Here is a 23916-nt window from a genome sequence, read left to right as displayed (position 1 = left end):
CTATAGTGGTGAAGATACCGCCATCCCGGATCGACTTCCATACACCAACGCACATTCGACCAGAGGCAGCATGAGTAACGACAACGCATCCACCAACAATCCCGCAGCCAAGCTCTGGGGCGGCCGCTTCAGTGAAGCCACCGATGCTTTCGTGGAGCGCTTCACTGCCTCGGTCATGTTCGATCAGCGTATGGCTCTGGAAGACATTCAGGGCTCTCTGGCGCATGCGCAGATGCTGTCGGAAGTAGGTGTACTCACCGCCGATGAATTCCAGCAGATCGCCGGCGGCCTCAAGGATATCGCCGAGGAGATCGAATCCGGTGACTTCCCCTGGTCGGTGGAGCTGGAAGATGTGCACATGAACATCGAAGCCCGCCTGACCGACCGCATCGGTGCCACCGGCAAGAAGCTGCACACCGGCCGCTCGCGCAACGACCAGGTGGCCACCGATATCCGCCTGTGGCTGCGCAACCGTATCGACCAGATCGCCGCCGAACTGACCCGACTGCAGACCGGCCTGGTGAACCTGGCCGAGCAGGAAGCCGACACCATTATGCCGGGCTTCACCCACTTGCAGTCCGCACAGCCGGTAACCTTTGGCCACCACCTGCTGGCCTGGAACGAAATGCTGACTCGCGACTTCGAGCGCCTGATGGACTGCCGCAAGCGCGTGAACCGCTCACCGCTGGGTGCAGCCGCGCTCGCCGGTACCAGCTACCCGATTAACCGCGCGCGCACCGCCGAGCTGCTGGGCTTTGATGCACCCACCGAAAATTCGCTGGATTCCGTGAGCGACCGCGATTTCGCCATCGAATTCTGCGCCTTCTCTGCGCTGCTGCTGACCCACCTGTCCCGCGCCAGTGAAGAGCTGGTACTGTGGACTTCCAGCCAGTTCGACTTTATCGACCTCCCGGACCGTTTCTGCACCGGCTCCTCGATCATGCCGCAGAAGAAAAACCCGGATGTGCCGGAGCTGGTGCGCGGCAAGACCGGCCGTGTAAACGGTCACCTGATTGCCCTGCTGACCCTGATGAAAAGCCAGCCGCTGGCCTACAACAAGGACAACCAGGAAGACAAAGAGCCGCTGTTCGACGCTGCCGACACCGCGCTCGACTGCCTGCGTGCTTTTGCCGATATGGCGCCGGCGCTGAAACCGAAGAAACAAAACATGCTGGCCGCAGCCGGCAAGGGCTTCTCCACCGCCACCGACCTCGCCGATTACCTGGTGCGCAAAGGCGTGGCCTTCCGCGATGCCCACGAAATTGTCGGCCAGTCCGTAGCTTTCGCCATCGACAAAGACTGCGACCTCGCCGATCTCAGCCTCGCCGAACTGCAGAAGTTCTCCGATGTGATTGGCGACGACGTATTCGACGTGCTGACTCTGGAAGGCTCCGTCGCCGCCCGCGATCATATCGGCGGTACCGCGCCGAATCAGGTGCGCGCGGCCTGTGAACGCGCCCGCGCACTGATCGCAACGCGCTAACCCGCCTGGCAGTGGGCCGCCCGGCCCGCTGCCATCATTTGCCACAATTCATCCCTCCCTGCGCCACTTTGCAATTTCCGTGACCAGCTAGACTCTCTCCAATAACAAGGAGAGTCCTTCTATGCGCAAAATCCTGTTGCTTGGCGTGGCCGCATTTGCCATCGCCATTTACCTGACCAATGCCTCCTGGCTCGCGCAGGCGCCACCGAGAGATCCCACACTGATTTCCCACCGCGGCGTCTACCAAACCTACAGCAAGGAAAATTTGGGCCGCGACGATTGCACCGCGATTCGGGTGTTTGAACCCGAGCATGATTACCTGGAAAACACCATCCGCTCCATGCGCGCGGCGTTCGAAGCCGGTGCGAATATTGTCGAGATCGATGTACACCCCACCACCGATGGTGAGTTCGCGGTGTTCCACGACTGGACCATCGATTGCCGCACCGAAGGCAAAGGGACTACCCGCGACTACCCGATGAGCTACCTGAAAACGCTGGATATTGGCTACGGCTACACCGCCGACGGTGGCAAAACATTTCCGTTTCGCGGCAAGGGGGTGGGCCTGATACCAACACTCGAAGAGGTCTATCGCACATTTCCTGACAAGCGGTTTCTGGTGAACATCAAAAGCAACCAGCCGCAGGAAGTCATATTGCTGGACAAGTATTTGCGCGAACGCCAGTTACCACCCAAAGGCCCGCTGCTGGTTTACGGTAGTGAAAGGGTGATGCAAAAAGTGCGCGCACTGCGGCCCGACGCCTGGGGATTTAGTCGCGAGAGTGTGCAGACCTGCAGCTACCGCTATTTACTGCTCGGCTGGAGCGGGCATATTCCCGCGGCCTGCCGCAACGGTGCCATCGTGGTTCCGAATACCTGGGAGTGGGCACTGTGGGGTTGGCCGAACCGCTTTATGCAGCGTATGGACGACGCCGGCGCGCTGGTGATGGCATTAGACTTTGCCGGACGCGGGCGCGCCATGCATGGAATCTATAAACCGCAGGAACTGGACTTTCTGTCCGCGGATTATCGCGGTGCGCTGTGGGTCGAGAAGATTGAGGTAATCGGGCCTTACGCGAAAACCAAGTTCACTTCACAACACTGAAACAGCACTAAAAATAGAGTGTCGCCCTTCAAAGGCCGAGGGCGACCGCACTCCCCTGCTGCTCGGTCAATACCCGGTCCAGCAAGGCCGGCAGGTCTTCACCGGTGGTGGTGCACTTCCAGCCGGGATTTTCGAAACTCAGGTGGTAGCCACCGGAGCGCGCCGCCACCCACAACTCCTGCACCGCACTCTGGCGCGACAGAATCACCTGGGTGCCGTTGTCTTCGAGCACAATGGTGAGCACCGCATCCGCGCGCTCGTAATCCATATCCACATCGCAGTTATCCAGCGCATCTTCGATCGCAATCAGGGTTTCTTCGATGGCGGCGTTGTAGCTGGCTTGGGAGGCGGCCTGGGTCATAATTCGGTTACTTTTGTTACTGTGTTGCATTAGAGCGAGGGTCGCTATACTAGCAGGCTTTTCTGGTCTTCTCGTCCCGCGTCACGGCGGCAGGTATACCCAATGCGCACACAGCTGATTTCACTGACCGCCATCGTCGCGCTTTCCGCGACACTTGGCGCCTGCGGCCAGAAGGGCCCGCTCTACCTGCCGCAAGATCCGGCTGCACCCGGCGCAACCGGCGCACCCAGAGCGTCCGGGATGACCACCGGCGGTCATAGTCACGGGCAGCCCGCGAGCAGTAGTGAGGAGAAGCGGAGCAAAACCGATTCCGCACAACAAGAACAAGACAACCATCAGCAACACACGGAAGCGGAAGCAGTATCCAAATGAGCGATTTTCACTATCAGCAGGGAAGCCTGTGGGCCGAGGGCGTCAGCCTCGAGCAGATTGCCGAACAGTTTGGCACTCCCACCTATGTGTACAGCCGCGCGCACTACGAGCGCCAGTACCAGGCCTACGCCGATGCACTGGGTGATCACCCGGGGCTGATCTGCTACGCCATCAAGGCCAACAGTAACCTGGGTATTCTGTCGGTACTGGCGCAACTGGGGGCCGGTTTTGACATCGTGTCTGCCGGTGAGCTGGAGCGCGTCCTGATGGCCGGCGGCGATCCGGCCAAAGTCGTTTTCTCCGGAGTAGGCAAGACCGCCGACGAAATGCGCCGCGCGCTGTCGGTCGGTGTGCACTGCTTTAACGTCGAGTCGGAATCCGAGCTGGACCGCCTGGAAGCAGTCGCCGCCGAAATGGGCGTGACGGCGCCGGTCTCCCTGCGGGTGAACCCGGACGTGGATGCGAATACCCACCCCTACATTTCCACCGGCCTGAAAGAAAACAAATTCGGCATCGCCATCGAGCGCGCACGCGCGGTTTACGCGCGCATTGCGGATTCACAAAGTCTCAATGCAGTGGGTGTGGACTGCCATATCGGCTCCCAGCTGACCGAGCTTGCTCCCTTCCTCGACGCCCTCGACCGCCTGCTGGTACTGATCGATGAGCTCGCCGAAGACGGTACCAAGCTGAAGCATTTGGACCTGGGCGGTGGCCTGGGCGTACGCTACCGTGGTGAAGAGCCGCCACAAGTGAGCGATTACCTCGGTGCGGTAAAAGAGCGCCTCGCTGGCCGCGACCTGGAACTGGTACTGGAACCCGGGCGCTCCATTGCTGCCAACGGCGGCGCACTGCTGACCAAAGTGGAGTTCCTTAAGCGCACCGAAGAGCATAATTTTGCTATCGTCGATGCCGCCATGAACGACAACCTGCGCCCGGCGCTTTACCAGGCGTGGCAGGATATCGTTGCGGTAACCCCGTCCAACGGCGACACCGAGAGCTGGGATATCGTTGGTCCGGTGTGTGAAACCGGCGACTTCCTCGGCAAGCACCGCCCACTGGCGCTCGAAGAGGGCCAGTTGCTGGCCATGCTGTCGGCGGGCGCGTACGGCTTTACCATGAGCTCCAACTACAACTCGCGTACCCGTGCCGCGGAAGTACTGGTAGACGGCGACAAGACCTATCTGGTGCGCGCGCGCGAAACTCTGGCGGACCTGGTGCGCGGGGAATCCACCGTGCCGGCCAAAGACGACCAGTAAGCGAACAACTAGAGCAGACGGAATAGACGGACAGGAAACACAGTAGATGCGGCTCAAATTCACCAAAATGCACGGACTCGGCAATGACTTTGTCATGGTCGACGGCATCACCCAGCGGGTGAAATTGTCGCCGGAAAAAGTCCGCCAGATCGCTGACCGGCACACCGGTATCGGCTGCGATCAGCTGTTGCTGGTGGAAGCTCCGCGCAATCCGGATGTGGATTTCCGCTATCGCATTTACAACGCCGACGGCAGCGAAGTGGAAAACTGTGGTAACGGAGCGCGCTGCTTTGCCCGTTTCGTGCGCGACCGTCGCCTCACCAGCAAAGAACACATCCTGGTAGAAACCGCCGCGGGCATCCTCGAACTCAAGGTGCAGGAAAAGGACCAGGTGAGCGTCGACATGGGCGCGCCGGTGCTGGAGCCCTCCGACGTACCGTTTCAGGCGGATATTCAGGCAGAGTCGTACCCGCTGGAAGTCGATGGTGAAACCTATAACGTCGGCGCCGTTTCCATGGGCAACCCGCACGCGGTGCTGCTGGTGGACGACGTCACCAAGGCACCGGTCGACAGCCTCGGGGCTGCCATTGAAAGCCACCCCCGCTTCCCGGCCCGCGTTAACGTAGGCTTTTTGCAGATCGAGGAGCGCGGCAAAGCGCGTCTGCGCGTGTTTGAGCGCGGTGTCGGCGAGACCCGCGCGTGCGGCACCGGCGCCTGCGCCGCGATGGTGTCAGCACGACTGCGCGGGCTGGTGGACGACGAGGTACAGATCACCCTGCCCGGCGGCACCCTGACGATTCACTGGCCGGGGCCCGGCGAGCCGGTTACCATGACCGGACCTACTGCATCCGTGTACCACGGCCAGATCATTCTCTGAGCCGGCATACGGTTAGGGCGCAGTGACTGCGACAACGAGCAAACATAACGAACCCGAACATGACCGATCACAGCGACGCCCCACTGCTCGATAGCGAAGTCGAAGCCAACCTGGACAAACAGGAAGCGGCCGACAGCGAAAACCAGCGCAACAAAAAGCTGCTGTCGCGGCAGGTGGCCCGCTACCTGATCCAGAACCCCACCTTTTTTGCCGAGAATATGGAATTGCTGGAGACCATCCAGCTGCCGAAAGAGTCCGGCAAGACCGTGTCGCTGATGACACACCAGACCAACCTGCTGCGCGAGCGCAATATCGAAATGCGCCAGCGCCTAGACCAGCTGCTGCAGGCCGCACGGGACAATGACCAGCTGTTTATGCACAGCCGCCAACTGGTGCTGGCACTGCTGGAAGCGCGCACCGTGGGCGAAGCGGGCGACGCACTGCTACGCAGCTTCGCCGATGACTTCAAAGTAGAAACCACCTCACTAACCGTATTTGGCCCCCTGCCCGGTTCCGGTAAACACCTCGGTCAGGTACGCACCAGCAGTCGCGTCAGTGCGGAAAATTCCATCGGCTCCATTCTGCGCAATGGTCGCACCGTGTGCGGCACCCTGCGCCCCTCTGAAACCGCCTACCTGTTCGGCGATGAGTCTGACAAGGTGGCGTCGGCGGCGGTGGTACCACTGGCGGGCCAACTGGGAATCCTCGCCGTGGGCTCCAGCGACCCCAATCACTACCGCTCCAGCTTGGGCACCCTGTTCCTGTCGTATATCGGTGAAGTTCTCGAGCGTCTGCTGCCTGACCTGCTGGCGCGCAGCTAATCCCGCTAGCCCCTCATAGCTTCAACCCTAGCTTCAACCACTTGGCCACCCGCACGCCACGCAACCGCAGGGCTGCCTGTAGGCCTGCGCAACAAGTATTTGAAGGGAAGCGAGTGAACTGAGGAGATATGCGCGGGGAGAAGTGAGAGAGGCGAGTTCGGTGAAGAACTGGACCCCGGCACGGGCCGGGGTGACGCATTCAATCGGTGGGAAAGCCCCTTCAATCTGTCGTCTTGCCGGCCGAACCGGCACCCAGTATTTCCTGTTCCAGCGCGCTTAGATCGGCCGACTACCGTACTTCGGCTGCGGCTTGCGCGGTGGGTCTGCAGTTACATCCGGCTCCACCTCATCGATGGCGCCGCCTCTGGCGAGGAATGCCTCGACTTCGGCACTCAGTTGACTGCGGGCCCGCTGGCGGGAGGAAAGCGTGCGCTCTTCGGCGAAATCCTCATTGTCTTTCGTTCGAGCGCTGGACTGGTCGTCTTTCATGTCAATTACCCTGTAACTTGATACCCCTGTTACAGAGGGAATACCCCTGCTGCCACAGCACACCTCCGACATGCGTCATCGTTTGGCGGCAACTTTGCCTTTTCTCCCGCCAGTAAAAAACTCACGCGGGAAAAACAGCAAATAAAACTCGCCAAGCAGAAGATTACCTGCGGCGAAATATTTATAGGCAGTGTCCAAGCAGCCTGCCAGAAAAGGTTCCCTTTTCCGGTAGAGTTTTTTTGTGCGTTTTTTGCCCGATTTATTGCTGTTGGTTATGCTTTTTTCGACGCCACAATTACGACGTCACCGACGGCGGCAAAACGTTTAATCCGCCAGGCAACACACGCCTACCCAACTTTTCTTTCACGCACAAAAAAGCCCCGCAATGCGGGGCTCATAAAACACTGTGTCCGATTCTTTGATCAGACCGCTTCGCTGCCGGTTTCGCCGGTACGAATACGGATTACTTCTTCGAGCGCAGTGATAAAGATTTTGCCGTCACCGATCTTGCCGGTTTGCGCCGCTTTGGTGATGGCTTCTACAGCGCTATCTACCATGTCGTCGCCAACCGCGAGTTCCAGCTTAACCTTGGGCAGGAAATCTACGACGTATTCAGCGCCACGGTAGAGCTCGGTGTGACCTTTCTGACGGCCAAAGCCCTTCACCTCGGTCACGGTCATGCCCTGCACGCCCACTTCAGACAGCGCGGTGCGCACGTCGTCCAGTTTGAATGGCTTTACAACAGCCGTAATCAATTTCATGACTTATCCCCTAATTATGTTTCTTGCGGGTACCGGCCCAAAAACCGGTACCGGAAGATTCCTTACTGCCGTCGATATTTGAAGTCCAAGTATCGACGGCCTTCTTTAAGAGCAATTACTTGCTAGTAAATTCCGGATAAGCTTCCATTCCGCACTCGGCCAAGTCAACACCTTGTTGCTCTTCTTCTTCGGTAACACGGATACCGGTGATGAGCTTCAGGGCGTACCAGACTACGAAGGAGGCAGAGAATACCCAGCCAAAGATGGTGGCAGCGCCGATCAGCTGACCGCTGAAGGAAGAGCCATCGTTGGTAACCGGTACCAGCAGCAGACCCAGCAGACCAACAACACCGTGCACGGAGATGGCGCCAACAGGATCGTCGATGCGCAGCTTGTCCAGAGTGATGATGGAGAAGACTACCAGGATGCCACCCAGAGCACCGAACAGAGTCGCCTGCAGAGGAGTCGGGGTAGAAGGTTCAGCGGTGATCGCTACCAGGCCAGCCAGTGCGCCGTTCAGCAGCATGGTCAGGTCGGCTTTACCGAACAGGATGCGGCCAGTAATCAGAGCGGCAACAGCACCACCCGCAGCAGCGGCGTTGGTGTTCAGGAATACCAATGCAACAGAGTGCGCGCTTGCAGCATCACCCAGCTTCAGTACGGAACCGCCGTTGAAACCGAACCAGCCCATCCACAGGATGAAGGTACCCAGGGTAGCCAGCGGCAGGTTGGCGCCAGGAATCGCGTAGATTTCGCCGTTCTTGCCGTATTTGCCTTTACGTGCACCCAGCAGCAGTACGCCAGCCAGAGCAGCAGCGGCACCAGCCATGTGTACGATGCCGGAACCGGCGAAGTCGGAGAAGCCCAGGTCGCCCAGGTTGTACAGGCCGAATACATCGCCACCGCCCCAGGTCCAGTTACCTTCCAGCGGGTAGATGAAACCAGTCAGAGCAACTGCGAAGATCAGGAAGCTCCACAGCTTCATGCGCTCGGCAACCGCACCAGATACGATGGACATTGCAGTAGCAACGAACACAACCTGGAAGAAGAAGTCGGAAGCACCGGAGTACACGGAATCGCCTTCGAAACCGTTCTCAGCAGATGCAGTCAGAACATCGGTAAGGCTGAAGGCCTCGATGCCGCTCAGCAGCCAGCCGCCGCCGTACATGATCGCGTAACCGCTGATCAGGTACATGGTGCACGCAATCGCGAACAACGCTACGTTTTTAGTAAGAATCTCGGTGGTGTTCTTAGAACGCACCAGGCCTGCTTCCAGCATGGCAAAGCCCGCTGCCATCCACATAACCAGTGCACCACACACGAGGAAATAAAATGTATCAATTGCGTACTGCAACTGAAAAATTTGATTTTCCATTTTTCGCTCCGTTTAACCCAAACTAGTCCGGGTTACCCCGGCAGTTGTTGTCTATTGATCAAAGAATCGTTTTGGCAATCTGTTCTATTAATTAGATCGCTTCTGCACCGGACTCGCCGGTACGAATGCGGATTGCCTGCTCGAGGTTTGCAACAAAGATCTTGCCGTCGCCGATCTTGCCGCTTTGCGCTGCTTTACCAATCGCTTCCAGCACAGCATCCACCTGGCTGTCTTCAACGGCAATTTGCAGCATGGTTTTGGGCAGAAAATCCACTACGTACTCCGCTCCACGATAGAGCTCGGTATGTCCTTTCTGCCGCCCAAAACCTTTTACTTCACTCACGGTAATGCCACTTACGCCGGCTTCTGCCAGGGAATCGCGCACTGCGTCGAGCTTGAAAGGTTTAATAATTGCGGTTACCAGTTTCATGGTCTCCCCCCTAAATAATTAAGCCCACTCAAAGAGCGGGCTCATTTTTGTTGCTGTTACCAGCTGTAAGAAGCACCAGCCAGAACGGTCGGTTCACACCAATCGGTCAGGAAGCACTCTTCGTCGCTTACGTCGGTACCAACCAGGGAAGCGCTCAGGGCCAGGCCGCCGAACTCTTTACCTACAGATACGGAGTAGTCGATGTAAGAATCGGAACCGTTCAGGAAGATTTCTTCGTCAAACAGGTTCAGGCCAGCGCTCAGATCCAGGGAAATATCGTTGGCCAGGCTGAAAGAGTAGCCAGCGTTCAGGTAGTAGAACGCACCGCTCTGCAGCCAGTAGTCGTCGGAGTAAGCGAAACCAACAGAAGCGTCGCCGAAGCTCAGGCTACCGTAAACTTCCTGATAATCTTCGTCCTGATCGCTACCGTGGTAGGCGTAGTAGATGTAGCCAACGTCGTAGCCAACACCGCCGGCAGTTTCACCAGCGTAACCGCCGTAGAAGTCCTGCTCGAAATCGGTTTCGTCAGCGCCGTAAGCGAAGTCAACCTGGGAAGCCCAGGTACCTGCGTAAAAACCGTTGCCCAGGTCCAGATCTACACCAGCCTGAACAGCAGGGTTGCTGTCGGTCTGAGAGATACCGCGGAAACGGTAGTCGGTAACAACACCAACATTGGCGCTGAAGCTGGGGCCAGATTCTTCGGCAGTAGCGGCGCTGGAAATAGCCATCGCCAGAACGCTACCGGATACGATTGCTGCAACTTTTTTATTGAATCCCACTTTTAGGTTCTCCTAGATCTCTGTGTGAAATATTTGTTTTGTATTTTTTATGTAGCGGCACTGACAACGTCGGGGAGACGACACTTACCGCTCTCGCCCGGGTGCTTCACAAGAAGACCTGTTCCCTGCCTTCGTTACCAGGGCGATTCGCTGAGACTACTTGCAGAGTTAGTGCCAACTTTTAAAAGCTTATATAAATCAATAAGTTAGATTCATATCTGGACATTTTTCACAGAAATCGCCACGACCGCCTCACACCACTGCGCAAAAATAGTGCGCACCAAAATGGACCCTGCACCTAAATTGGGCGCAAATCTTCGCTGACTTACCGGCGCGTGACCTAAATAGGAGCAGCGCGAGATTGCCTTGGTAGGAAATCCGGGCTGCGGTACTATTTGCAGCTACGAATATCGAGTTTTGTAGTGGAGAATTGCGCTTGGCCGCGGAAAAATTGCAACAGTTACTCAATGAACTGCAACAACAAGGGGCAGTCATCAGCAGCGACCTGAAGGATGCGCTGGCGGTTGCGCTAGGCAAACTCCCGCTGGTGAGTCAGCAGGAGTTCGATATTCAGGCCGCCAAACTGGCGCGGGCAGAGGAGAAGCTTGCGCAATTGGAAACGCAGATCAGCGCCTTGGAACAACAGGCGGAACAACAGCTGCAAGATCCGCAGTAACTGCCATACCCAGTTACACCGCAAAGCTGCGGGCTAAATTGGCTCGCAGCCGCTCGCAATGAGCAAAATATTTCACGGAAGACAATTTTTCAGGACGAAAAGTGAGCCTATCCATTACCTATGCCCGTGCCCAACTGGGGGTCGCGGCGCCACTGGTCACCGTAGAAACCCATCTCGCCAACGGTTTGCCCGCATTCAATATTGTCGGTCTGCCGGAAGCCGCCGTGCGCGAAAGCCGCGATCGCGTGCGCAGCGCCATTATCAACAGCCATTTCGAGTTCCCCCAGCGGCGCATCACCGTGAATCTGGCGCCCGCGGATCTGCCCAAGGCCGGCGGGCGCTACGACCTGGCGATTGCCCTGGGCGTACTGGCCGCCTCCGGCCAGATACCCGGGGAAACCCTGGAGCAATTTGAATTTATCGGGGAGCTGGCTCTATCCGGCGGCCTGCGCCCGGTACCCGGGGGGCTGCCGGCGGCCATGGCTTGCGGCGACAGCGGCCGCACCCTGGTCATTTCGGCCGAGTCGGCCCCAGAAGCGGCGCTGATCAAGACCCCGGTCAAATCCGCTAACAGCCTGCTGCAGGTCTGTGCACAATTGCACGGGCGCGAGCCCTTGCCCGATGCCGTCGGCGATGAATCCATAGAAGAAGCACTGTATGCAGACCTCGCCGACGTGCGCGGACAGCTAAAAGCGCGGCGCGCTCTCGAGGTGGCCGCCGCAGGGTCGCACAACCTGCTGTTTTATGGACCGCCGGGTACCGGTAAAACCATGCTCGCCAGCCGTCTGCCGGGAATACTGCCGCCATTGACCGAGCGCGAGCGCATCGAGGTCGCCGCGCTCTATTCCAGTGCAGGACTCGCACGGGAGAGCCAAAGACCCTTCCGTGCACCACATCATTCCGCCTCACCCACCGCACTGGTGGGCGGTGGTAGCAACCCGCGCCCGGGGGAAATCAGCCTCGCCCACCGCGGCGTACTGTTTCTCGACGAGATGCCGGAATTTCCCCGTGCGGCACTGGAAATTTTGCGCGAGCCGCTGGAGAACGGCGAGGTACGCATTTCCCGCGCCCGCGCCCAAGTCACCTTCCCCGCTCAATTTCAGCTGGTCGCGGCAATGAACCCTTGCCCCTGTGGCTATCTGGGGGAGTCCCGCTGCCGCTGCACCCCAGATCAGATCGACCGCTATCGCAACAAGCTCTCCGGCCCACTACTGGACCGCATCGATATGCAGGTAGAAGTCGCCAGCATGAGCGCGGCCCAGCTGCAGGATTCTCCCGCAGGGGAATCGTCGGCAGTGGTCCGGGAACGGGTGCGTAACGCACGCAAGCAGCAGATACAGCGACAGGGGAAGATTAACGGCGAGCTACAGGGCAGCGAACTGGATGAACATTGTCGCCTGGGGAAAGCTGAGAGTGCACTGTTGCGCGCCTCGGTAGAAAAACTCGGGCTGTCTGCACGCAGTTACCACCGTGTACTGAGGGTGGCACGCACCCTTGCGGACCTGAGTGAGCAGGAGCATGTCGGCACTGCGCACATCGCCGAGGCTCTAGCCTACCGCAACCTTGATCGCAAAACCGTTATCCCCGCCTGAGGATCCCATCTATTTCACGCTAGAGTAGAAAGTGACTCGGAAAAACGCGCTACCTGAAAAAACCTGCCCGGTATGCGGGCGCCCCTTCACCTGGCGCCGGAAATGGAAGCGCTGCTGGCATGAAGTGCGTTACTGCAGCGAACGCTGCCGGCGACAACGTCGCAGAAGCGAGACGAAAACTATCGACGAAAAGCAGAAGCGGAGGCTAAATGAAGCTGGTCTGGTTTCTCAATAATCTTCGCAGCCATGACAATCAGGCACTGACTCGAGCCTGTGCTGCAGAACATGGTGATGAGCCAGTTATCGCCCTCTACTGTTTTGATCCGCAATTTTTCAGCAGTGATCCGTTCGGATTCCCACGCACTGGAAAATTCCGCGCGCAGTTTCTCCTGGAGAGTCTGGAAGATTTACAACAGCAACTAACCGACCTCAATATTCCGCTACTGATACGCGTGGGTGCACCTGCGCAGATTATTCCAGAGCTTGTCGCCGAGCACGGCGTAACCGAGCTGTTTTTGCAACGTGAGTGGACGCGAGATGAACGCGCTGCGCTGGCGTCCCTGCGCGCGGCACCGGCCATGGACGCGGTGCACTTCCACACCGATTACGACCAATTTCTCATCCATCCCGACGACCTGCCGTTTGCGGAAGTCACAGAGTTACCGGAAGTGTTTACCCAGTTCCGCCAGGTGGTTGAGCAACAATTACCCATACGCTCGCCACTGCCCACCCCCAAAGCGCGACTCGCAAGAAATCTCACCGCGGCGGGTGGCAGCTCGCCATTGCCGACACTTGAAGCGCTTGGGCTGGAACAGCCGGCAGCGGACCCTCGCAGTGCTTTCCCCTTTTTAGGTGGTAGTTCCGCGGGCAAGCAACGTATAGAAGACTACTTCTGGCGCAGCGAAAACATTACCCGCTACAAACACACCCGCAACGGATTAATCGGCACCGAGTACAGCAGCAAGCTCTCCGCCTGGCTGGCTAATGGCAGCCTGTCCGCGCGAGAGGTCTATGCCGAACTAAAACGTTTCGAACGGGAGATACGGGCCAACGAGGATACCTACTGGCTGCATTTTGAACTGCTGTGGCGCGACTACTTCAAATACATATCACTCAAGCACGGCGATCGCCTGTTCGCCCTGGGTGGTATTCGCGCGCGGGAATATCAATGGCAGCTGGATCCGGAAAAACTCGCTGCATGGATTGATGGCCGCACACCCTACGATTTCGTCAACGCCAATATGCGCGAATTCGCCGCTACCGGCTGGATGAGTAACCGCGGGCGGCAGAATGTGGCGAGCTACTGGGCAAAGGAGTTACAGCAGGACTGGCGCGCCGGCGCCGCCTGGTTTGAAAGCCAGCTCATCGACTATGACGTGCACAGTAACTATGGCAACTGGATGTACAACAGTGGTGTAGGCAACGACCCGCGCGACCGGCGATTTAATATCGGGCGGCAGGCGGAAAATTACGATCCGGACAAGCTGTATCGCAAATTATGGTTAGGTAATTAGCACAAAATTAAGCACGCACAGCGATCACGCAGATCGCGATAGCCGGTACAACACATGCTCCTGCATCGGGTGCCCGGCGGGTAATCCCGGATGCAAAAAGTTATCTTCCCGCACCATGCCCAGCTTTTCCATCACCGCGCGCGAACGCAGGTTGCCAACTACGGCAAACGAGACAATTTCCTCAAGCCCTAACCGGGTAAACCCGTACTCGAGACTCGCACGCGCGGCTTCGGTAGCATAACCCTTGCCCCAGGCTGCGGGGGCCAGGCGCCAGCCAATTTCCACCGCCGGTGCAAACGGCATATCGTCGGTGACATGTTTGATACCGACAAAGCCTATAAATTGCTTTTCCGCCAGAGTCTCTACCGCCCAGAAACCCCAACCGTGTTTTTCGATATGCGCAATCTGGCGGTCGACGCCGGCATCACTCTCTTCATGACTCAACAGTTTGGGGAAATATTCCATCACCACAGGGTCAGCGTTCATTGCGGCAAATGGTGCCCGGTCGCTATCGCGCCACTGGCGCAAACACAGGCGCGGCGTTTTTATCTGGTCGGAACTATCCTGCATCGTCGCTCTCCCCAATTTCACTTTTAACCGTGGCCACCATGTAATAACAGATCTCCAGTCCCTGTTCCGGTTCTGGATACTCGCACTGCTGAAATCCCAACTTTTGGTACAGCGCCAGAGCCCGGGGATTGTCTTTCAGCACAAACAGGGAAGCGCGCTCCAGTTGTAGTTCTTTACTGCCATGAGCTACCAGCTGGGTTACCAGCTGCCTGCCCAATCCTGCACCGCGCACCATCGGCGACACGATCAGGCGCGCCAGATGGCAACAATCCAGACGGTTGTAATACTGGCCGAACGCCAGAATTTCACCCTTCGCCCCTTGCAGCACGAAGGTGGGCAGGTCCTGCCAGCGGCAGTCGCGCGAAAAACTGTGCTGGTCAAACGGGTACTCAAACCAGGTGCCAGCCCACTGCCGACACGCCTGTTCGCTATCAATCCAAGACATCAATTCCGGTATGTGATCAGCGGTAAACGAGACCAGCTCGGCCTGTATGGCTTCGCGTAACGGCACTAGGTTTTTCTCCTTTGCACCAACCAGCGATCCAGCTGATCGGCAAACGCCTTGCGCTCCTGTTGCCCGAGCGGCGGCGGCCCGCCGGTATGCACACCGCTGGAGCGCAAGGTCTCCATAAAGTCGCGCATGTTCAGGCGCGCGCGGATATTGGCTTTGGAATATTTTTCACCGCGCGGGTTCAGCGCGGTGGCCCCCTTGTCGATCACTTCCGACGCCAGCGGGATATCCGCCGTAATAATCAGGTCGCCCTCCGCACAGCGCTGCACGATTTCGTTATCGGCTACGTCAAAGCCCGAGGTTACCTGTACCGCGCGGATGTATTGGGAGGGCGGCACGCGCACATACTGGTTGGCCACCAGCGTCAGCTCGGTCTCAGTGCGCTCGGCGGCGCGAAACAGGATTTCTTTAATAACGGTGGGACAGGCATCGGCGTCCACCCAGATCTTCGGCATTAATTGGACTCTCTCGATTGTGAGGGCGGCTGTTCATCCAGGGGGGCACCCTCGTCGCACTTTTTGCACTGGAGCTTGAACCCCAGCATCTCGGCTCGCCCCTCCGGGGTGGTGACCCACGGCCGATTTTGCCACGGCGGGTCGTGACGTACATGCTGGTTGTGGCCACAGGCCAGCTGCGCCACCCAGTGGTCCTCGTTATCGCGATGATAGCCGGTGATCGGCTGTTGCATTGCGCTTCCTCTTGCTGCTCAACCCCATCTCGTTTGGGCGCCCTTTATAGACAAAATCCTGTTGCAGGTAAAAGCGGCGGCCTGCTGGTCACAATAAAACCTCGCCACAGGCACAGCCAAGCCGCCCTTGCACTGGTAAAATCGCCAGATTCTGTCGCCCAACCAAGCTGTATCTCGATCCTGTTTCGCTTATGACCAAGCTCAATCCACGCCAGGCGGAAGCCGTCAAATACATCGACGGCCCCTGTCTGGTACTGGCCGGTGCCGGCTCCGGCAAGACCAGTGTAATTACGCGAAAAATCGCCTACCTGATCGAAGAATGCGGCTATCAGGCACGAAACATCGCTGCGCTGACCTTTACCAACAAGGCCGCGCGGGAGATGAAGGAGCGGGTCGGCAAGCTGATTACCGGCCCCGATGGCAAGAAATCCAAGGCCTCCCACGGCCTGACCGTGTCCACCTTCCACAACCTGGGCCTGAACATCCTGCGCAAGGAATACCGCGCCGCCGGCTTCAAGCCGGGCTTCTCCATCTTCGACGCCGAGGACGCCCGCGCCCTGATCAAAGAGCTGATGCTGCGCGACGGCGACCTGGATACCGACCTGCTGGACCGGGTACAGAACCAGATTTCCAACTGGAAGAACGACATGCTCACCCCGCGCAAGGCGCTGGAAATGGCGCAGAGCGCCGGTGAGCAGGCCATGGCGGTGGCCTACGGGCGCTACTGCGACGCCCTCAAAGCCTACAACTCCGTGGACTTTGACGACCTGATCATGATCCCGGTGGAACTGTTCGACACCGACCCGGAGCTGCTGCAGCGCTGGCGCCGCAAGATCCGCTACCTGCTGGTGGACGAATATCAGGACACCAACAGCTCCCAGTACCTGCTGGTGAAAATGCTGGTGGGCAGCGGCGGTGGCCTCACCGTGGTTGGTGACGACGACCAGTCCATCTACGCGTGGCGCGGTGCGCGCCCGGAAAACATGAGCCAGCTCAAGCAGGACTATCCCAACCTGCGCCTGATCAAGCTGGAGCAGAACTACCGCTCCACCAGCCGCATCCTCAAGGTGGCCAACCACCTGATCGCGCACAACCCGCACGAATTCGACAAGGCACTGTGGTCCGACCGCGGCCTCGGTGACGAAATCCGCGTGCTCAAGGTGGCCAACGAAAACGAGGAAGCCGAGCGCGTAGCCAACGAGATCTTCCTGCAAAAGGCCCGCCGCGGCTGCAAGTTCATGGACTTTGCCGTGCTCTACCGCGGCAACCACCAGGCGCGCCTGATCGAAATGAAGCTGCAGGAAAACCAGATTCCCTACCAACTCTCCGGCGGCACCAGCTTTTTTGCCCGCGCCGAAATCAAGGACGTGATGTCCTACCTGCGCCTGCTGGTTAACCCGGACGACGACAACGCCTTCCTGCGCATCATCAACACCCCGCGCCGCCAGATCGGCACCAGCAGCCTGGAAGCCCTGGGCAACTATGCCAAAGGGCGCGAGATTTCCATGCTGAGCGCCTGTACCGAAATCGGCTTTAAAGAGCACATCTCCGAGGCCGGTTACGAGCGCCTGAATCGCTTCGCTCTGTGGTTGGAGGGCGTGTCCCGCAACTGCGCCAACAACAGCGCGGAATCGGCACTGCGCGAGATGCTCGACGATATCGATTACGCCGGCTGGCTGTCACAAAATGCCAGTAGCGAGAAGGTAGCCGAGAAACGCATGGAGAATGTGTACTGGCTGCTCGACTCGCTGATGAAAACCATGGAGGGCACCGATGACGAGCTGGAACAGGATGTGCGCCTTGAGCAGGCGATCTCCAAGCTGATCCTGCGCGACATGCTGGACCGCCAGGAAGAGGAAGAAGCCACCGACAAGGTCAGCCTGATGACCCTGCACGCCTCCAAAGGTCTGGAATACCCGCACGTATTTATGATCGGTATGGAAGAAAACCTGTTGCCGCATCGCAATAGCATCGAAGACGATAATATCGAGGAAGAGCGCCGCCTCACCTACGTGGGCATCACCCGCGCGCAGAAAACCCTGACCATGACCCTGGCCGGCAAGCGCAAAATGTTTGGGGAAAATCAGGACACTACGCCGAGCCGCTTCCTCGAGGAGCTACCCGAAGAGGACTGTATCTTCGAGGGCTTTGGCAAGGCGTCGCCGGAGCAGAATCAGGCCAAGGGTAACGAGACGCTCGGATCGTTGCTGAGTATGTTTGACTAGGTGGAAACAGGCGGCGCTATACATAGGGTGCTATCCATAGATAGCACCGCCGTCACCTCGGCACCGAACTTACAACCCCAGTGCCGCCAGGTCCCAGTTCCAGCCCAGCTTGAAGGTACTATCCGCAGCCCGATCCAATGGCAACTCGCCATCGGTATAAGCAATAAACATATTGTTTTTCAGATTGAGGACCGCTTTGGCATGACCAAACCGGTCCAGCTCCGCCTGCTCGATAACCTGAGGTGCGTCCACCTCGGAAAAGTAACGGTAACTCAACTCCAGGTCTTCGGCATAATCCCCAAGTAATTGATCCACCCGAACCTTGTAAAGGACCTGAAGATCCCAGCGATTAAATGACTCCAATGCATCACCGAGTATTTGCTGGCGCTCGCCGTCCGCTATCGGAGTGACTTCCCCAAAAGCCACGCTTAGATACAAGTCGCTACTCGTTTTATAGGTACCCGGCACACGGAAACCATAATGGGACAGGTAGCGCAGCCCCAACACCGTTTGCTTATCATCTAAAGACTGGTCCGCCTCGTATTTGTAAACGCCGCCGAATTGGTGCTGCCAGGGATCGCAAGTCATACTCTGGCAGTCACTAATTGACTTAAGGTCCGCAAGCTTCACGTAATTCAGGAAAAGGTCGAACTCCATAAAGTTCTCCGGATTGTTTTCCGGGTCACCCGTAATGGTACCTTTCAGGGTATAGCCCCACTCCAGCTTATCGGTATCGATTTCCTCCCAATCATCACCACCATCAGCGGCGGGATTGGAAAAATCACGCGACGACTTGCGCTTGAATTCATAGGCAAGCCCCAATACTGCAGCCCCAGAATCACCAGTGACCACTATGGGAGAAACCAACCTTTTTTCTTCCTGCCCATCTGCGTGGGCCGGAAAAGTGAGAATTAATGCGGCGAGTGAGCCCAGGGCCCAACGTATTTTGCTAATGGGCATCAGAATTCATCCTCAAACTTGCAGAAGCGATCCACCGTAGACGCCAGGTCGGTCAAGGTTTTTTCATCACTGGCAAACAATTCGATTAACTCCCCCAAGAATTGCTCACTGGTCATTTCCCGCTGCTCTTTCTTGGGGCTGTAATCGTCTCGCAGCGCGCGAAAAAACATCAGCGCGGTAGGCTTTGCTTCATAGCCATCAAAATTGCTGGTGCTGGTGATGCGAAAGCGCAGGTTCTTAAGCTTGAGATCACCAGCCTGCGCAAGCGGATAGTCTTCTGAATCAAACTGGTCCATCTTGTTCTGGCCGGACAAGATCTTGTAGGTAGCCAAACAGGCCAGGTTATTTCTCCACTCGTAAGACACTCGAATCTCCTTTGATATTATTTTCAACTGAAATACTGAAACAGAAATTTCTGAAATTTGGCTCACAAAGAGGAAAAACACGCTAAAGGAAAATGAGACACGTGTCACGAAGTGATCGCACCCATGGCGCGATAAGCATCTTATAGCTTCACGTGCACTACGGCGCTACCAGCACGCGCGACGATAAATCCGCCCTAACTAAGTGTTCGCCAAAGCACAGCCTCGCCATCTTCTATATTTGGGCAGTTGATCCAATCGGAGCACCCTGCCCATGCGCCTCCAGTTCACCCTGCCCGCTTCACTTAGTGTCCTTCTGCTTGCTGTCCTTGCCAGCCCAATAACGCTCGCGCAGGGCGCTAAATTCGAGCCGGCGCCGAAAGACCGCATTTATTCACCCTACCCTGCGGAGAACTTTCCGCGCCGGGTCTACTTTGGTGACACCCATCTGCACACCAGCTACTCCACCGATGCCGGCATGGCCGGACAGGAAAAGGTCGGCCCAGAAGAAGCCTATCGGTTTGCCAAGGGTGCGGTGGTGGAGTCGCAGACCGGGCAGAAGGCGAGACTGCGTGCGCCTCTGGATTTCCTGGTCGTCGCCGATCACGCCGAGCTCCTCGGCTTGGCCCCGTTTATCCGCAAGTCAGACCCATCCGTATTGAATGATCCGCTGGGCAAAAAGTGGCACGACATGGTCAAAGCGGGCAAAGGCTATGACGCCTTTATCGAGTGGCTGAATTTCGGCTCCGAGAAACCGTTCGACAGCCCGGAGATGACCAAGTCTGCCTGGGGCGAAATCGTAGATGCCGCGGAGAAACACAATCAGCCGGGCGCCTTTACCGCATTTATCGGTTTCGAATGGACCTCACACCCGGACGGTAACAACCTACACCGGGTGGTGATCTTCCGCGACGACGGCGACAAGGCCAAACAAGTAGTGCCGTTTTCCGCCTATGACTCGGAAGCACCGGAAGAGCTGTGGAAATATATGGACCGCTATGAGCAATCGACTGGCGGGCGCATGTTGGCCATCCCCCACAACGGCAACCTCAGCAACGGCCGCTTCTTTGAGAAGAAGAAATTCGATGGTTCCAAATGGGATCGCAACTATGTAGAGGCACGGGCCAAGCGCGAACCATTGGTAGAAATCACCCAGGCCAAGGGCACCGGCGAGGCCCATCCGTATCTCTCGCCCAAGGATGAATTTGCCGATTTTGGTTTGCTGGATAAAACCAACTTGCAGGGCTCCGCACCCAAAACCAACGACATGTTGGCAAACGAGTACGCGCGGGAAGCATTAAAAGATGGCCTGGCCCTGCAGGAAACCTACGGCACCAACCCGTTTAAATTCGGTTTGATTGGCAGCACGGATAATCACACCGGCCTCGCCACCTCCGCGGAAAACAACTGGTTCGGCAAGGCGCATTTTGTTGAGCCAAGCCCGGAGCGCTACAAGGATGTATTGATCAAATCCCTGGTTGATCCGAACCTGAATATTTCTGCGGTGGACCTGCAGGCCTCCGGCTTGGTTGCAGTCTGGGCCAACGAGAACACCCGCCCCGCCCTGTTTGATGCCATGGAGCGCAAAGAGGCTTACGGCACCAGCGGCACCCGCCTGCAGGTACGGGTATTTGGCGGCTGGGATTTTTCCGAAGACGATTTGGCCAGTTCGGAGTTTGCAAAAATCGGTTACGACAAGGGCGTACCCATGGGTGGTGATTTGCAGAGTGCGCCCAACGGCAAGGCACCGTCCTTCCTGGTTCGCGCCATGCGCGAAGTCGAGGGCGGCAACCTGGATCGTATTCAGGTGGTAAAAGGTTGGCTCGACAAGGATGGCAAAACCCACGAGCGCATATACGACGTCGCCGTCTCGGGTGACCGGAAAATTGACAGCAGCGGGCGCTGCAGAACTGCGGTAGGCAATACCGTAAACGAAGCGGACGCGAGTTTTACCAACACCATCGGTGCGCCCTTTTTACAGGCCCACTGGAAAGACCCGGATTTTAATCCGGAAGAAAAAGCATTTTATTACATTCGCGTACTGGAAATTCCCACACCCACCTGGCTTGCCCACGATGCAAAACATTACGGCCTGAAAATGCCCAAGGGCACACGCCTGTCTTCGCAGGAACGCGCCTATACCTCGCCCATCTGGTACAACCCGAGTTAGCGGCCCAAAAAAATTTATCCCAGGGGCATCCCATGATCAGAAAAATAATCAAAGAGCCACTGCTGCATTTCGCTGTTATCGGCGGGCTGGTGTTCGCGCTCTATGCGCTGGCACCGGGCGATACAGTCATTGGGGAAAAGCAGATCGCTGTCTCCGCGCAGGACATTGAGCGGCATGTGGCACTGTTCGAGCGCAAATGGCAGCGGCTTCCCACCGCCAACGAACTCTCCGCGCTGTTGGAAAATGATATTCGCGAAGAGATCTTCTACCGGGAGGCGCTGGCACTCGGGCTGGATCGTGATGACGCACTAGTGCGACGCCGGCTCGCGCAAAAAATGGAATTCATTTCTGCCGATATCGCACAAATGCGCCGGCCCAGCGACGAAGAGCTGCAAACCTATCTGGACAGCAACCCCACCACGTTTACCGCGCAAGCGCGCTACCACTTCGATCAGGTCTACCTGGATCCCGCTCGCCGCTACAGCAATGCAAATGTACTGGAACTACTTGGGCAATTGCGCGCGGCAGCAGCCGTGGATCACCGCCAGTTCAGTGACCCAATCATGCTGCCGGCCCGGCTCGAGGATACCGACAGCCAGACAATCGACCGCACCTTTGGCGAGGGCTTTGCCGCTGCACTGGCCAATGCACCCACCGGCCAGTGGCACGGTCCCATCCAGTCCAGCTACGGCATGCACCTGGTGCGGATCTCCAGCCACCAGCCAAGCCGCAATGCCAAGCTGGCCGAGGTACGCGATGCAGTGGAAGGGGCCTGGCGACAGGCAGAGCGCAAGCAGGCACAAGCGGCACTCTACCAATCACTGCGTGCGCAATATCAGGTATTGGTACCGGAGGCTGCGCATCACTTGCTAGCGCCGGTTGAGGTGAAAGTTGAGGTCGCGGCCGAATGAGACAGGTATTGCTGCTACTGGGATTGGGAATCCTACTGCCGCTCACGCTTGTGACCAGCACGCCCAGCCATGCCCACGAGATAAAGCCCGCGTATCTGGAGCTCAAAGAAGTCAGGAGCGATGTCTGGGAGGTGCTGTGGAAAATGCCCATCAAGGGTGGCATCCCCGCGCCGATGGAACCCACCTTGCCGGCAAACTGCCGCGAACAGGGTGAGCGGGTTAGCTTTGAAGTCACCGGCGCACGGGTGTATCGCTGGCGACTGACCTGTGACGATGGTATCGACGGGCAGCCCATTGTCATCGCCGGCCTGCAGCACTCGATGACCGATGCCCTGGTGCGGATTGCCGGAATAGACCGGCCCATCCAGACCGTCAGGCTGACACCCCGACAAAACAGCACCATCGTGGATGCCGCACCCGCTACCGGGGCGATTGCGTGGAGCTATTTCACCCTTGGCGTCGAACACATATTGTTCGGCATCGACCACCTGCTGTTCGTGTTCGCGCTATTGCTGATCGTGATTGGCCGGCGCCGGCTGCTGGCCACCATCACCGCATTCACCGTGGCCCACAGCATCACCCTCAGCGCAGCGTCGCTGGGTTTGGTCCAGGTACCACAGGCGCCGGTTGAGGCGGTGATCGCCCTCAGCATCCTGTTGCTGGCCGCAGAAATCGTACGCGCCCAATTCGGACGGCCCGGTCAGACCCATCGCAGTCCATGGCTTGTGGCATTTGGCTTTGGCCTGCTGCACGGGTTTGGCTTTGCCGGCGCGCTAACGGAAATCGGATTGCCGGCGACGGATATCCCGCTCGCGCTGCTGTCGTTCAATGCCGGAGTGGAGGTGGGCCAGCTGCTGTTCGTGGCCGGGGTGGTATGCCTTGGTTATCTGGCACTCGGGGTGGCGCAGCGCCATCGACAACTGGCACGGCTGGCCGCCGCCTACAGTATTGGCAGCATCGCCATGTTCTGGACCATCGAGCGCATTAGCGCCTTCTACGTATAGCCTGGGCAACAAAAAAGGCCGCTCAGTGAGCGGCCTTTTTGCGGGATAAGTAAGCGGTCGCTTACTTGCTACCTTCTACCATGTAGTCAACGGCAGCCTTGATCTCGTCGTCGGAGCAGGTCATACACAGACCTTTCGCCGGCATCGCGCCGATACCGCTGATGGCGTTGGTATAGAGAGTATCCATGCCCTTGGCAATGCGCGGCGCCCAGGCAGCGACATCTTCATACTTGGGTGCACCAGCTGCGCCGGTCATGTGACACGCTGCGCAGTGCGCGCCGTACACATCGCTGCCGCTGCGGGTGCCGCCGGCAGATGCGCTGGCTGCAGGTGCTGCCGCCGCACACTCATCGCCCTGCATGCAGGTCTTGCCAGCAGGCGCCAGGCGCTCGGCAATCTCTTCGTCGACAGACTGGGTCTGAGCTACCGCTACTGCTGCGCCCGCCGCTACGGCCAGGGCCGCTACAAAATTGAATACAACCTTCATCCATTCCCCCTAAAGGCCAAGTCCGGCCCGCAGATTCCGGCGCGATCGCCACAAACCTCTACCAAATTGCCGCGCATTATAAGCATTGCGCCGCCCGCTGCGAAGGGCCGTGAGCCATAAGTGGGCAAATCTCCCGG

The 23916-nt window shown here is 58.0% G+C and carries 27 protein-coding genes; 14 read left to right on the top strand and 13 right to left on the bottom strand.

The window, feature by feature from the left end; translation table 11 throughout:
- Positions 1-70: 70 nt before the first annotated feature.
- Positions 71-1483 (top strand): argininosuccinate lyase, encoded by a 1413-nt coding sequence (gene argH / locus Mag101_RS01045; protein ID WP_077399569.1) that lies wholly within the window; start codon positions 71-73, stop codon positions 1481-1483.
- Positions 1484-1604: 121 nt separating this feature from the next.
- Complete coding sequence (locus Mag101_RS01040) at positions 1605-2588, top strand: glycerophosphodiester phosphodiesterase family protein (protein ID WP_077399567.1); 984 nt, start codon at positions 1605-1607, stop codon at positions 2586-2588.
- 28 nt (positions 2589-2616) lie between these two features.
- Here the strand turns inward: Mag101_RS01040 and cyaY are convergent, their stop codons facing one another.
- Positions 2617-2949, bottom strand: a complete 333-nt coding sequence (cyaY, locus tag Mag101_RS01035; protein ID WP_077407960.1) for an iron donor protein CyaY — start codon at positions 2947-2949, stop codon at positions 2617-2619.
- A gap of 102 nt (positions 2950-3051) precedes the next feature.
- Between cyaY and lptM the strand changes: the two genes are divergently transcribed.
- From lptM to Mag101_RS01015, 4 genes are read left to right on the top strand one after another with little or no spacing between them, the layout of a single operon-like run.
- Positions 3052-3321 carry an LPS translocon maturation chaperone LptM gene (lptM, locus tag Mag101_RS01030; RefSeq protein WP_077399564.1) on the top strand — a complete coding sequence of 90 codons (270 nt, stop codon included), beginning with the start codon at positions 3052-3054 and terminating at the stop codon, positions 3319-3321.
- Positions 3318-4577, top strand: coding sequence for a diaminopimelate decarboxylase (gene lysA / locus Mag101_RS01025; RefSeq protein WP_077399562.1), 1260 nt, complete (start codon positions 3318-3320; stop codon positions 4575-4577). Before lptM ends, lysA begins: the two co-directional genes overlap by 4 nt.
- 46 nt (positions 4578-4623) lie before the next feature.
- Positions 4624-5454, top strand: coding sequence for a diaminopimelate epimerase (gene dapF / locus Mag101_RS01020; RefSeq protein WP_077399559.1), 831 nt, complete (start codon positions 4624-4626; stop codon positions 5452-5454).
- A gap of 59 nt (positions 5455-5513) precedes the next feature.
- Complete coding sequence (locus Mag101_RS01015) at positions 5514-6275, top strand: DUF484 family protein (protein ID WP_198040041.1); 762 nt, start codon at positions 5514-5516, stop codon at positions 6273-6275.
- Between the two features lie 276 nt (positions 6276-6551).
- Here the strand turns inward: Mag101_RS01015 and Mag101_RS01010 are convergent, their stop codons facing one another.
- From Mag101_RS01010 to Mag101_RS00990, 5 genes are all read right to left on the bottom strand, one after another.
- Entirely contained in the window at positions 6552-6764 is a 213-nt protein-coding gene (locus Mag101_RS01010) for a hypothetical protein (protein WP_077399556.1), read from the bottom strand.
- Positions 6765-7186: 422 nt separating this feature from the next.
- Complete coding sequence (locus Mag101_RS01005) at positions 7187-7525, bottom strand: P-II family nitrogen regulator (protein ID WP_010133727.1); 339 nt, start codon at positions 7523-7525, stop codon at positions 7187-7189.
- 115 nt (positions 7526-7640) lie between these two features.
- Positions 7641-8900, bottom strand: a complete 1260-nt coding sequence (locus tag Mag101_RS01000; RefSeq protein WP_077399553.1) for an ammonium transporter — start codon at positions 8898-8900, stop codon at positions 7641-7643.
- Positions 8901-8991: 91 nt separating this feature from the next.
- On the bottom strand, positions 8992-9330 hold the full coding sequence (locus Mag101_RS00995) for a P-II family nitrogen regulator (protein ID WP_010133725.1): 339 nt from the start codon (positions 9328-9330) through the stop codon (positions 8992-8994).
- 56 nt (positions 9331-9386) lie between these two features.
- A complete protein-coding gene (locus Mag101_RS00990; RefSeq protein ID WP_077399551.1) occupies positions 9387-10109 on the bottom strand; it encodes a TorF family putative porin in 723 nt (240 codons plus the stop codon).
- Between the two features lie 436 nt (positions 10110-10545).
- On the opposite strand from Mag101_RS00990, the gene Mag101_RS00985 reads away from it, so the two are divergent.
- The 4 genes from Mag101_RS00985 to Mag101_RS00970 all read left to right on the top strand — a co-directional run bounded on the left by Mag101_RS00985 (position 10546) and on the right by Mag101_RS00970 (position 13891).
- Positions 10546-10785, top strand: a complete 240-nt coding sequence (locus tag Mag101_RS00985) for an accessory factor UbiK family protein (protein WP_077399548.1) — start codon at positions 10546-10548, stop codon at positions 10783-10785.
- Positions 10786-10886: 101 nt separating this feature from the next.
- Entirely contained in the window at positions 10887-12377 is a 1491-nt protein-coding gene (locus Mag101_RS00980; RefSeq protein WP_077399545.1) for a YifB family Mg chelatase-like AAA ATPase, read from the top strand.
- 31 nt (positions 12378-12408) lie between these two features.
- Entirely contained in the window at positions 12409-12612 is a 204-nt protein-coding gene (locus Mag101_RS00975) for a DUF2256 domain-containing protein (protein WP_077399542.1), read from the top strand.
- Positions 12587-13891, top strand: a complete 1305-nt coding sequence (locus Mag101_RS00970; RefSeq protein ID WP_077399539.1) for a DASH family cryptochrome — start codon at positions 12587-12589, stop codon at positions 13889-13891. Before Mag101_RS00975 ends, Mag101_RS00970 begins: the two co-directional genes overlap by 26 nt.
- 24 nt (positions 13892-13915) lie before the next feature.
- Here the strand turns inward: Mag101_RS00970 and Mag101_RS00965 are convergent, their stop codons facing one another.
- The 4 genes from Mag101_RS00965 to Mag101_RS00950 are packed head-to-tail and all read right to left on the bottom strand — an operon-like array spanning position 13916 to position 15660.
- A complete protein-coding gene (locus Mag101_RS00965) occupies positions 13916-14461 on the bottom strand; it encodes a GNAT family N-acetyltransferase (protein WP_077399535.1) in 546 nt (181 codons plus the stop codon).
- Positions 14451-14972, bottom strand: a complete 522-nt coding sequence (locus tag Mag101_RS00960; RefSeq protein ID WP_077399532.1) for a GNAT family N-acetyltransferase — start codon at positions 14970-14972, stop codon at positions 14451-14453. The genes Mag101_RS00965 and Mag101_RS00960 overlap by 11 nt, the downstream gene beginning before the upstream one ends.
- Positions 14972-15427 carry a YaiI/YqxD family protein gene (locus tag Mag101_RS00955; protein ID WP_077399528.1) on the bottom strand — a complete coding sequence of 152 codons (456 nt, stop codon included), beginning with the start codon at positions 15425-15427 and terminating at the stop codon, positions 14972-14974. Before Mag101_RS00955 ends, Mag101_RS00960 begins: the two co-directional genes overlap by 1 nt.
- Positions 15427-15660 (bottom strand): DUF3565 domain-containing protein, encoded by a 234-nt coding sequence (locus Mag101_RS00950; protein ID WP_077399525.1) that lies wholly within the window; start codon positions 15658-15660, stop codon positions 15427-15429. Before Mag101_RS00950 ends, Mag101_RS00955 begins: the two co-directional genes overlap by 1 nt.
- Positions 15661-15851: 191 nt before the next feature.
- On the opposite strand from Mag101_RS00950, the gene rep reads away from it, so the two are divergent.
- Positions 15852-17885: a DNA helicase Rep gene (rep, locus tag Mag101_RS00945; RefSeq protein WP_077399522.1), complete on the top strand. Its 2034-nt coding sequence runs from the start codon at positions 15852-15854 to the stop codon at positions 17883-17885.
- 69 nt (positions 17886-17954) lie between these two features.
- Here the strand turns inward: rep and Mag101_RS00940 are convergent, their stop codons facing one another.
- Positions 17955-18845: a hypothetical protein gene (locus Mag101_RS00940; protein ID WP_077399519.1), complete on the bottom strand. Its 891-nt coding sequence runs from the start codon at positions 18843-18845 to the stop codon at positions 17955-17957.
- A complete protein-coding gene (locus tag Mag101_RS00935; RefSeq protein WP_077399516.1) occupies positions 18845-19210 on the bottom strand; it encodes a hypothetical protein in 366 nt (121 codons plus the stop codon). Before Mag101_RS00935 ends, Mag101_RS00940 begins: the two co-directional genes overlap by 1 nt.
- Before the next feature lie 271 nt (positions 19211-19481).
- Between Mag101_RS00935 and Mag101_RS00930 the strand changes: the two genes are divergently transcribed.
- From Mag101_RS00930 to Mag101_RS00920, 3 genes are read left to right on the top strand one after another with little or no spacing between them, the layout of a single operon-like run.
- Positions 19482-21377 (top strand): DUF3604 domain-containing protein, encoded by a 1896-nt coding sequence (locus tag Mag101_RS00930; RefSeq protein WP_077399514.1) that lies wholly within the window; start codon positions 19482-19484, stop codon positions 21375-21377.
- A 32-nt stretch (positions 21378-21409) separates the two neighbouring features.
- A complete protein-coding gene (locus tag Mag101_RS00925) occupies positions 21410-22288 on the top strand; it encodes a peptidyl-prolyl cis-trans isomerase (RefSeq protein WP_077399511.1) in 879 nt (292 codons plus the stop codon).
- Entirely contained in the window at positions 22285-23292 is a 1008-nt protein-coding gene (locus Mag101_RS00920; RefSeq protein WP_077399509.1) for a HupE/UreJ family protein, read from the top strand. Before Mag101_RS00925 ends, Mag101_RS00920 begins: the two co-directional genes overlap by 4 nt.
- A 61-nt stretch (positions 23293-23353) precedes the next feature.
- Here the strand turns inward: Mag101_RS00920 and Mag101_RS00915 are convergent, their stop codons facing one another.
- Positions 23354-23779, bottom strand: coding sequence for a c-type cytochrome (locus Mag101_RS00915; RefSeq protein ID WP_077399507.1), 426 nt, complete (start codon positions 23777-23779; stop codon positions 23354-23356).
- Positions 23780-23916: the final 137 nt, after the last annotated feature.

The sequence above is a fragment of the Microbulbifer agarilyticus genome (assembly GCF_001999945.1).
In the GTDB taxonomy this organism is placed as follows: domain Bacteria; phylum Pseudomonadota; class Gammaproteobacteria; order Pseudomonadales; family Cellvibrionaceae; genus Microbulbifer; species Microbulbifer agarilyticus_A.
Note: the sequence above shows the minus strand (reverse complement) of the source record. Positions and strands in the feature narration are given on the sequence as shown.